Source organism: Flavobacterium omnivorum, assembly GCF_900099915.1.
Taxonomy (GTDB): Bacteria; Bacteroidota; Bacteroidia; order Flavobacteriales; family Flavobacteriaceae; genus Flavobacterium; species Flavobacterium omnivorum.
Window position 1 is genome coordinate 26,452 of sequence record NZ_FNDB01000025.1, and the last position, 10,186, is coordinate 36,637.

At 34.2% G+C, this 10,186-nt stretch carries 9 protein-coding genes, 1 tRNA gene and 1 pseudogene; 7 read left to right on the forward strand and 4 right to left on the reverse strand.

Going from position 1 to position 10,186, the window contains the following annotated elements; all coding sequences use genetic code 11:
• Positions 1–9: 9 nt before the first annotated feature.
• From ftsZ to BLS90_RS15715, 3 genes are all read left to right on the forward strand, one after another.
• Positions 10–1,959, forward strand: a complete 1,950-nt coding sequence (gene ftsZ, locus BLS90_RS15705; protein WP_091259312.1) for a cell division protein FtsZ — start codon at positions 10–12, stop codon at positions 1,957–1,959.
• 268 nt (positions 1,960–2,227) lie between these two features.
• A complete protein-coding gene (locus BLS90_RS15710; RefSeq protein ID WP_091259314.1) occupies positions 2,228–2,677 on the forward strand; it encodes a GatB/YqeY domain-containing protein in 450 nt (149 codons plus the stop codon).
• Between the two features lie 72 nt (positions 2,678–2,749).
• A tRNA-Arg gene (locus BLS90_RS15715) sits at positions 2,750–2,823 on the forward strand.
• 57 nt (positions 2,824–2,880) lie between these two features.
• On the opposite strand, the gene BLS90_RS15720 is transcribed toward BLS90_RS15715, so the two are convergent.
• From BLS90_RS15720 to rplU, 3 genes are all read right to left on the reverse strand, one after another.
• Positions 2,881–3,363, reverse strand: coding sequence for a hypothetical protein (locus BLS90_RS15720; protein ID WP_091259316.1), 483 nt, complete (start codon positions 3,361–3,363; stop codon positions 2,881–2,883).
• Positions 3,364–3,967: 604 nt separating this feature from the next.
• On the reverse strand, positions 3,968–4,234 hold the full coding sequence (rpmA, locus tag BLS90_RS15725) for a 50S ribosomal protein L27 (RefSeq protein ID WP_066079927.1): 267 nt from the start codon (positions 4,232–4,234) through the stop codon (positions 3,968–3,970).
• 23 nt (positions 4,235–4,257) lie between these two features.
• Complete coding sequence (gene rplU, locus BLS90_RS15730) at positions 4,258–4,680, reverse strand: 50S ribosomal protein L21 (RefSeq protein WP_091259317.1); 423 nt, start codon at positions 4,678–4,680, stop codon at positions 4,258–4,260.
• A gap of 235 nt (positions 4,681–4,915) precedes the next feature.
• Here rplU and BLS90_RS15735 point away from each other — a divergent pair, with 235 nt between their 5' ends.
• On the forward strand, positions 4,916–6,241 hold the full coding sequence (locus tag BLS90_RS15735) for a M16 family metallopeptidase (protein WP_091259319.1): 1,326 nt from the start codon (positions 4,916–4,918) through the stop codon (positions 6,239–6,241).
• 11 nt (positions 6,242–6,252) lie between these two features.
• A complete protein-coding gene (locus tag BLS90_RS15740) occupies positions 6,253–8,301 on the forward strand; it encodes an insulinase family protein (RefSeq protein ID WP_245705129.1) in 2,049 nt (682 codons plus the stop codon).
• Between the two features lie 158 nt (positions 8,302–8,459).
• Here BLS90_RS15740 and BLS90_RS15745 read toward each other — a convergent pair whose 3' ends face one another.
• On the reverse strand, positions 8,460–9,326 hold the full coding sequence (locus BLS90_RS15745) for a DMT family transporter (RefSeq protein WP_091259323.1): 867 nt from the start codon (positions 9,324–9,326) through the stop codon (positions 8,460–8,462).
• Between the two features lie 109 nt (positions 9,327–9,435).
• On the opposite strand from BLS90_RS15745, the gene BLS90_RS15750 reads away from it, so the two are divergent.
• Positions 9,436–9,813 (forward strand): heavy-metal-associated domain-containing protein, encoded by a 378-nt coding sequence (locus tag BLS90_RS15750; protein WP_091259325.1) that lies wholly within the window; start codon positions 9,436–9,438, stop codon positions 9,811–9,813.
• Positions 9,814–9,916: 103 nt separating this feature from the next.
• Positions 9,917–10,186: pseudogene (locus BLS90_RS15755) on the forward strand (helix-turn-helix domain-containing protein); the annotation flags it as partial.

The window sequence follows — 10,186 nt, forward strand, 5'->3', positions numbered from 1 at the left end:
CCCAAAATTATGCCAAGCAACACAGAATTTGGAAGTATTTCATTTGATTTACCTAAAAACCAATCAAATGTAATAAAAGTTATAGGGGTCGGTGGTGGCGGAAGTAACGCTATAAATCACATGTTTAAACAAGGGATCAAAGGCGTTGATTTTATCGTATGTAATACGGATTCTCAAGCTTTGCAGAGTAGTTCTGTGCCAAATAAAATTCAGTTAGGAGTTCATCTAACGGAGGGACTTGGTGCTGGGGCAAACCCTGATGTTGGACAGCAGTCTGCAATTGAAAGTATTTCTGAGATTGAGAAAATGCTAGATCGCAACACTAAAATGGTGTTCATTACAGCCGGAATGGGCGGTGGAACTGGAACTGGTGCAGCACCTGTTATAGCACAACTAGCAAAAGAAAGAGATATTCTTACGGTTGGGATTGTGACATTGCCTTTCTTATTTGAAGGTAAAGTGCGTCAGGAACAAGCGTTAATTGGTATAGAAAAATTGCGTAAGCAAGTCGATTCTTTAATTGTTATCAATAATAATAAATTAAGAGAAGTATATGGGAATCTTGGTTTTAAAGCTGGATTTTCAAAGGCTGATGAAGTTTTGGCCACAGCCTCAAGAGGGATTGCTGAAGTAATTACGCATCACTATACGCAGAATATCGATTTAAGAGATGCTAAAACGGTATTGTTCAATAGTGGAACAGCTATTATGGGGTCTTCTGTTTCTTCAGGTGAAAATAGAGCTAAGGAAGCAATTATTGCAGCTTTGGATTCTCCTTTGTTAAATGATAATAAAATTACTGGTGCCAAAAACGTATTGTTGCTTATCGTTTCTGGAACTAATGAAATTACAATTGACGAAATTGGAGAAATTAATGATCATATTCAAGTTGAAGCAGGTCATAATGCTAATATTATTATGGGAGTTGGTGAAGATGAATCTCTTGGAGATGCCATCGCAGTAACTATCATTGCTACAGGATTTGATATTGAACAACAAAATGAAATCGTAAATACAGAGCCGAAAAAAATTATTCACACATTAGAGGATGAACAAAGAAGTGTGCATAATCTAAGTAGTAAAACAGTAACGGCATTTGATTTGAATACAGAATCACCAGTGTCAAACTCTAGCGGAAGAATTGTTTTCGATCTAGTAGAAGATATTGTTGTTGCTGAGCCTGCAATCGTTCCTCAACCAGCGATTGCACCAACTACAATTAATAAGGAAGAATTGATGGTTATGTCTGAATTTATCAAAAATTTAGATGTCACTTTCGAAATAGTTTCTCCTATTACTGATATTGATTTTACAATCACATCTCCTGTAGTTGAAGTAAAAGCAGTGCAGCCAAAGGTTATCGAGAGACAAGAACAAACTACGTTTTCTTTTGATTTACCCCTTTTTAAAACAGAACCAGTAGATCAAGTACAGGAAAATAAAGTGTTGTATGAGTTAACGAATGAAACTCGTGATATCAAAGTAAATGAGGCCGTTCAATTTGTTCCTGTGACAGAATTGAGTGATAACGGAATCATCAAGTACTCTCTAGAAGAATATATGGATCAAGAGCCTGATTTCATGGCTAAACCAGTTGCAAAAATACCAGAAGTGGTTATTCCGGCTGAGTTAAATATTACCATGAAACAAGTGGAAAGATCTGCACATGCGCCAGAAGATTTTGAGACAATCTCTCCTATGGAAATGACTATCGAAGAGTCGTTGAGAATGAGAGCAGATGAAAGAAGAAAAAAGCTAAAGGAATTTAATTACAAGTTTCACAACAATGTTTCTAAAATTGATGAATACGAAAAAGAGCCAGCTTACAAAAGATTAGGAATAGATATTTCAAACAATCAGGCGAATAATACAAATTCAAGGATTTCTGTAGGAACAGATAGCAACAACGATTTGCAGTTGCGTTCAAACAACTCCTATTTGCATGACAATGTAGATTAAGGAAATCAAGTCAAAAGAAGATAACCCGAAAATTTATTTTTCGGGTTATTTTTTTATGCAACGTGAACAAAGTAATCTATTGTAAATTCCAGTAAATTTCTTTAAATTTGCACTTTCTTAATACGGTATTCGTTTCTGTCTTATATCGAAAAGAAACTTTTTTACTGAAAGACTTTTTAGTGTCGCTAGTTTAAAAAAATTGTTGTCAAAATACTATTTCAACAATCGATTAACTATTGATCGATTAATCAAATTAATAATAAAGAATATGAGTTTATCAATACAAATCATGGACGAAATCAAAACCGCCATGAGAGCCAAAGATACAGTAGCTTTAGAAGCGCTAAGAGCTATTAAATCTGAAATTTTATTGGCGCAGACAGCAACAGGATCAAAAGAAGAAATTACTGCCGACGACGAAATAAAATTATTGCAAAAGTTAGTAAAAACTCGAAAAGACAGTGCTAAGATCTTTACCGAACAAAATCGTATGGATTTAGCTGAACCAGAATTAGCTCAAATTGCGGTAATAGAAAAATTTTTACCAGCTCAATTAAGCGAAGCGGAAGTAGAAGCAGTAATTGCAAAAATTATTAGCGAAACAGGTGCTTCAGGAATAGCTTCAATGGGCAAGGTGATGGGTTTAGCAGCTGCGCAATTAGGTGGAACTGCTGAAGGAAAAACCATTTCTACGATTGTTAAAAAGTTACTGACGTAATAATCAATAATTCTTGTTGATTGATTTTTATTGTAAATATAAAATCGTTAATCATTAATCTCGAATCAACTTGACTGCGTAGTTCAACTGGATAGAATATCAGATTTCGACTCTGAGGGTTGCAGGTTCGAACCCTGCCGTGGTCACATAGAAAAAACCGTAAGTACTATTTTAAAGTATTTTACGGTTTTTTTTGTGTCTTTTTACCAATCGTTTTTTGCAGGGTTTTTGATAGTAAACAACTGTATCAAATGCGGATTTAAAGTTTCAGTACTATTATTGAATAGAGATGGTTTTTTTAAGGTTTTATTCCTTTTTAATAAGGCTTGCTCGATCGTATACTCATTATTGGCTTGAATTAGCAAGCCATCTTTGTTAATAATGCGTGGCTCTTCATTAAAGCGTGTGTTAAAAACAGAGACCCGGTATTTATTTTTTTTCACTTCAATTTTGAATTCAGCGACAATCGGATGGAGCATTTTGTCACTGAAATTTGTTTTTTTTATAATTCCAGTGGTGTCGGTTTTAAATTCTAATCGTGGATTGCTTTTGAGTTTGGATATGCTTGTTGAATCTTCGTAAATATATCTCCAAATTATCAATCCGTCTTCGACACTAAAGTTTTTATTTTGTGCAAATGAAATGTTGTTAATTAATAGAAAAGTGATGAATATTAATTTTTTCATTCGTAATTATTTCTTTGCGTTAGTAAACCGTTTTATTTCTATTGGTGATTCAAAAGAATACCGTCATGATCTCTATCCCTGTTTTTAGAAACATTTTAGCGATTGATGACTCTCTTTTGTGTCTTTTATAAATTTTTTAGTTTAACAGGTTTCATTTGATGTATTGCCAATCTTCTTGTGGTAAATTCTTAGCAAATACCCCAGTATTAGCTGTTAATAAAAAGTTGATTAAGCTATTTATTAGTTATAACTTATTAATCAAATTTCGTACCTAAAATTGAAAATAATGTAAGAGGTTGAATTGGGGCTGAAATTGTAGTGGTTTCGTTTTGTTGTATAAGTGGTTGGGTAGACCAAGACAATTTAATTTCTATCGCCTTCTTTCTTATTTAAATGAACACGTTGCAAGGTTGGTATTTGTGAAGATTATGAAATTTTACGACTTTAAAAGTTGCTGTAGTATTTTGTAATGTGCTTATTTATAGTTTTAATTCATTTTTAAGGTTGGAATAAAAAGCTAATATTTAAAGTAGTCTGAAATTATTTTGCAAAAAAAAACCCTTAGATTTCTCTAAAGGTTTCTGTTAATTGGAAGGCAATTCAATTATGCTTCAACTTCGAATGGAAGTATAGAAACATATGACTTGTTATCTCTTTTCTTTTGGAACTTAACAACTCCATCTACTCTTGCGTGTAGTGTGTGATCTTTACTGATGTAAACATTTGCACCTGGATTATGTTTTGAACCTCTTTGTCTTACGATGATGTTCCCAGCAATAGCAGCTTGACCACCAAATATCTTAACGCCTAAACGTTTTGATTCTGATTCTCTACCATTCTTAGAACTACCGACACCTTTCTTGTGAGCCATGACGTATTAGTTTTATTTTGTTATTATTCTTGAGTATCTTCTTTTTTAGCTTTAGCTACCTTTTTCTTAGGAGCTTCAACTTCTTCTGTAGTTGCTTCAGCTGCTGCTTTTTTAGGAGCCGCTTTTTTAGCACCAACACCAGTAATACCTTCAATTACAATTTGAGTAAGATATTGTCTGTGACCGTTTCTCTTTTTGTATCCTTTTCTTCTTTTCTTTTTGAAAACGATAACTTTATCTCCTTTTAAGTGTTGTAACACTTTAGCTTCTACTGAAGCACCTTCTATAGCTGGGGCGCCTAAAGTGATAGTTCCGTTGTCGTCTAATAAAAGAACTTTGTCAAAAGAAACTTTTGAACCTTCTTCATTAGTCAAACGGTTAACATAAACCTTTAAGTCTTTGCTTACTTTGAATTGTTGCCCTGCTATCTCTACGATTGCATACATACTGAATTGTTTTAGTAATTTTTAAGGTTGCAAATATACAATTAAATATTGAACCTGCAATTAGTACTGTGAAAATTATTCCCATTCATTAACTTGTTGCTTTTGTAGGACTTTAAATTGAAAAAAAGTGTAATTAAACAGTTGTTAAATTTTAGTTTAGGTTTACTTCTCATGTAACATTGTTCGCGTAATTGCTACTTATACTTATACTTATATTAACAAAATTATTAACCTTATGAAAAATTCATTAATGGCTTTAGGTGCTTTATTTATGCTAGGAGGAGTCGCTTCTGCGCAAAAAGTAGCTTTTGAGGAATACAAATTAGACAATGGCTTGCATGTGATTTTGCACAATGATCCATCTGCTCCTACTGTTATTACATCTGTGATGTACCACGTGGGTGCCAAAGACGAAAATCCGGAAAGAACTGGTTTTGCTCACTTTTTTGAACATTTATTATTTGAAGGAACCGAAAATATCAAACGTGGCGAATGGTTTAAAATTGTTACCGGTAATGGTGGAGTGAACAACGCTAACACTACCGATGATAGAACGTATTACTACGAGGTTTTTCCATCAAACAATTTAGAATTAGGTTTATGGATGGAAGCAGAAAGAATGTTACACCCAGTAATCAACCAAATTGGTGTTGATACTCAAAACGAAGTGGTAAAAGAAGAAAAAAGACTTCGTGTTGACAATCAGCCTTACGGGAATTTTTTGGCTGAAGTAAAAAAGAACATCTTTACGAAACATCCATACCGTTGGGCTACAATTGGATCTATGAGTCATTTAGACGCTGCAACATTAGAAGAATTCCAAGCTTTTAACAAGAAATTTTACATCCCGAACAATGCTGTTTTGATTGTTGCGGGTGATTTCAAAAAAGAACAAGCGAAGGAGTGGATTCAAAAATATTTTGGACCTATCAAAAAAGGAGCTGCTATCCAAAGAGAGACATTTGTTGAAGAGCCAATTACTCAAACCATAAAAGCTAAATTTGAAGATGCTAATATCCAAATCCCTGCCATCGTAGCAGCGTACAGAACGCCGTCTATGAAAACCAGGGACGCTAGAGTACTAGACATGATTTCTTCTATTTTAAGTGATGGAAAAAGCTCAAGATTATACAAGAAAATTGTAGACGATAAGAAAATGGCCTTGCAGATTGGAGCTTTTAGCAACAACCAAGAAGATTATGGAAGTTACATCATTTACGGTTTGCCACAAGCTCCAAACACTGCCGAGGATATTCTTGCCGAAATTGACTTGGAGATCGTAAAACTACAAACAGAATTGATTTCTGAAAAAGACTTACAAAAACTACAAAACAAATTCGAAAACCAATACGTAAACAGCAACTCAACCATAGACGGTATAGCTGACAACTTGGCTTCTTATCATTTGTTATACGGTGACGTAAACTTAATCAATACCGAACTCGAAATCTATCATTCTATCACTCGTGAGGAAATCAGAGATATTGCCAAGAAATATTTAAATCCAAACCAAAGATTAGTTTTGGATTACGTTCCATCTAAAGACAAAGCTCAAAACTAAGATATATCATTATGAAAAAATCAATATTAATTTTATCAAGCTTGTTCTTAACAGTAATTATGCAAGGACAAATCATCCCTCAGCCAAAACCTGGTCTAGCCCCATCAATAAAAATAGGAAAACCAGTAACTTTTGAATTAAAAAATGGTTTGAAAGTTATGGTCGTTGAAAACCATAAATTACCAAGAGTAGCATTCAGTCTGACTTTAGACAATGATCCGTATGCTGAAGGTGACAAAAAAGGAGTTGCTGACATGACCAGTACTTTAATTGGAAGCGGTACAACTAAAATTTCAAAAACTGCTTTTAATGAAGAGGTAGATTTCCTGGGAGCAAATATCAATTTTAGTTCTAATGGAGCTTCAGCAAGTGCATTATCTAAATATTCTGGAAGAGTTTTAGAGTTAATGGCTGACGGTGCATTAAACCCAAACTTCACACAAGAGGAATTTGACAAAGAGAAAACGAAACTTATCGAAGGCTTAAAAGCGAATGAAAAAAGTGTTTCGGCAGTAGCAGCAAGAGTTGTAGATGTTTTGACTTATGGGAAAAACCATCCTGCTGGTGAATATGTAAGCGAAGCTACTTTGAAAAACGTAACTATTGCTGATGTAAAAGCAAATTACAACACTTATTTTGTTCCAAGTAATGCCTACCTAATAATTGTGGGTGATGTAAAATTCAGCGAAACAAAAAAAATGGTAGAGAAATTCTTTGGTTCATGGAAAAAAGCATCTGCACCTTCGATTTCTTACAGCGATCCAAAAGATGTTTCTGCTACACAAATCAACTTTATTGACATGCCAAATGCGGTTCAATCAGAAGTTGCTGTGGTAAATATGTCAAATCTTAAAATGACTGATCCTGATTATTTTGCTGTGTTAGTTGCAAACCAAATTTTAGGTGGTGACTTTAATAGTTACATTAATATGAACTTAAGAGAAGCTCATGGATGGACGTACGGTGCTAGAACTAGCATTTATGGAGACAAACGTATTTCTACGTTCAATGCTTCTACACAAGTTCGTAACGCAGTAACGGACAGTACTGTTGTTGAGATTTTTAAAGAATTCAAAAAAATCAGAACGGAGAAAGTGACTGATGAAATGTTAGCCAGCGTAAAAGCAGGATACATTGGACGATTTGTAATGCAAATTGAAAAACCACAAACGGTAGCAGGTTACGCTTTAAGAATCCAAACGCAAAGCTTGCCAGCTGATTTTTATGAAAATTACATTAAAAACATCAGTGCTGTAACTGCTGACGATATTTTGAGAGTAGCTAATAAATACTTCTTGGCTGATAATAGCAGAATTGTTATTGTAGGAAAAGCAGCGGATGTAGCTTCTGGATTAGAAAAATTAAAGTTTCCAGTATCGTACTTCGATAAATACGGGAATGCAACCGCTAAACCAGAATTAAAAAAACCAGTTCCAGCAGGAGTTACTGCCAAAAGCGTTATTGATAATTACATCAAAGCGATTGGTGGAGAAAAAGCAGCATTAGCAGTAAAAACAATCGTAATGAACGGAACTACAACTATTCCACAAGCACCATCGCCATTGAATTTCACATCCAAAATTGATGCTAAAGGAAAACTTATGGTTGAATTAGCTATGGGAACGATGAGCATCATGAAACAAGTAGTAAACGAAAAAGGGGCATACGTAATGCAACAAGGGCAACGCCAAAATATCGAAGGCAGCACACTTGCTGATATGAAAGCAGCTGCCACACCATTTGAAGAACTATCCCTTTCTAAAAAACAAGGTTTAACACTTGAAACTATTGAGTCAATTAATGGAAAAGACGCTTATGCCGTTAAAAACGGTAAAACGACATTGTTTTACGATGTAACTTCTGGTTTAAAATTAGCTGAATCTAAAGTGGTAGAACAAGGCGGTCAAAGCATCACTCAAACGACCAGTTACGGAGATTACAAAGAAGTTAAAGGAGTGAAAGTTCCTTTTAATATCATCCAAAATGTAGGTTTTGAATTAGACATAAAAATGTCTGACGTAAAAATCAACGAAGGTGTTACCGATGCTGATTTTCAATAATCAAAATTTGAATTAACAAATAAAGGCTGTCTATTTTAGGCAGCCTTTGTTATTTTATACACATTATTAAAAAAAGTAAAACCGTCCATTCGCGAATATAAATTCTCATCGCTACATAGGGAACACGAAGACTGATCACAACAAACAGACCGCTGAGACTATTTCTTGGCAGATAAATATACGCCAATTAAAACAATAAAAGCACCAAAAAACTGAACTGGCGTAAGCATTTCATTGTCTAATAACCCCCAGCAAAAAGCAACTACAGGAATCAAATACGTTACTGAAGTAGCAAAAACAGTTGAAGACATTTGGATTAATTTAAAAAATAGAATATTCGCAATTCCAGTTCCTATAACCCCAAGAATCATGATAAACAAAACTGATTCCTGTACTTTCACATCATGAACCACTTCAAAAAAACCGGAGAAAAACAAGATGATGAATGCTGGAAAAAACAAGACCATAAAATTCCCGGTAGTGATACTCAGCGGGCTCAAGTCATGCAAATATTTTTTGATTAAATTTACATTCACCGCATAACATATTGAAGCTATCAAAACCAAAATAGAATAGTAATAATTTTGTTCCGGATGATGAATTGCGCCATTCAAAATCAACAAGGCGCTTCCTATTAAACCTATCAATATTCCGAAAATCTGATTTCGTTTGAATTGCAAACCAAAAACCAAAGCGCCTAAAATTAGCGTATTCAAAGGAGTCAAGGAATTTAAAATAGAACTTACGGAACTATCAATTTCAGTTTGCGCAATAGCGAATAAATAAGCGGGGATAAAGGTGCCAAATAAAGAAGTTAGAGCAATGTACTTCCATTTAAATGCTGGAATTTTAGACAAACTTTTGAATCCAATAAGTACTAAAAAAACTGCTGCAAAAATAATTCGCAACGATCCCAATTGTAAAGCCGTTAACCCTATTAATCCTTTTTTTATTAAGATAAATGAACTTCCCCAAACTAGGGCAAGAACGACCAAGTACACCCATTTTAACTGCTTCGATTCCATAAAAATAATTTTGCCCCAAAATTGTAATTATTTTATGAATTAGTGCTTCTTTTTTTAATTAATTTTGCACAACACCAATATGCTTTTAATCTTTAAAATTTATATCATAATGAATTTCAAAAAATCAATCGTAACACTAGTCCTTGCAAGTGTTTTATTTGTAGGATGCAAAGAAAAAGAATCCGAAACTGTTTCAAAAGAAACTGCTGAAACAGCTGCTCCAGTCGCTAAAAAAGACATAGCTGCTGCCAACCTTCAGACAGCGAGTTTTTCTGTTGAAGGAATGACATGTGCTGTAGGATGCGCCAAAACAATTCAAGAAGATTTAACAGGGCTCGAAGGAGTTCAAAAAGCAACAGTAGATTTTGACACAAAAATAGCTACGGTAACTTTTGACAAAACAGTTCAAACTCCAGAAAAACTAACAACAGTTGTAGAAGCTGCTGCTGATGGAAAAACATACAAAGTTTCGAATATGAAGTCGTAAATCAGACTTTTAAATTGCATAAAAAAAGCATTCTCTTAATGGGAATGCTTTTTTTTGAGTCATATGTCCCGTCCTGAAATAGCGATACACAAAAAGTATCCTAATGGAAAAACATGAAGAAACGCGCTATGTGAAGCGGACTCAAAAAGATTATTCAATGTCTTTTAAATTACAAATTGTTCAAGAAATTGAACGAGGACAACTTACAGTTACAGAATCCACAAAGACTTATGGCATTCAAAATAGATCAACTGTTGTTAAATGGCTTAGAAAATTCGGTAACTTTGATTGGGAAAACCAAACACCATTTACTATGTCAAAGTCGCCAGAACAAAAGATAATGGAACTTGAAGCCAAAGTAAAACTTCTAGAG